At 57.9% G+C, this 373-nt stretch carries 1 rRNA gene; it reads right to left on the reverse strand.

The annotated features are described in order from the left end of the window. Nucleotides 1–373, reverse strand: a 23S ribosomal RNA gene (locus tag IF83_RS0129560); the annotation flags it as partial.

Here is a 373-nt window from a genome sequence, read left to right on the forward strand (position 1 = left end):
ACGGTACTATCCGCTATCGGTCACCAGGGAATATTTAGGCTTAGCGGGTGGTCCCGCCAGATTCACACGGGATTTCTCGGGCCCCGTGCTACTTGGGTGTCGTACAAGCAAGTTGCTGACATTTCGGCTACGGGGGTCTTACCCTCTACGCCGGGCCTTTCGCATGCCCTTCGCCTACACCAACAATTTCTGACTCGCCCGATGGCCGGCAGACCATCGAAGTACGATCCCACAACCCCGTAAGCGCAACCCCTGCCGGGTATCACACGCCTACGGTTTGGCCTCATCCGGTTTCGCTCGCCACTACTCCCGGAATCACGGTTGTTTTCTCTTCCTGCGGGTACTGAGATGTTTCACTTCCCCGCGTTCCCTC

Source organism: Streptomyces albus subsp. albus (assembly GCF_000719865.1).
In the GTDB taxonomy this organism is placed as follows: domain Bacteria; phylum Actinomycetota; class Actinomycetes; order Streptomycetales; family Streptomycetaceae; genus Streptomyces; species Streptomyces albus_E.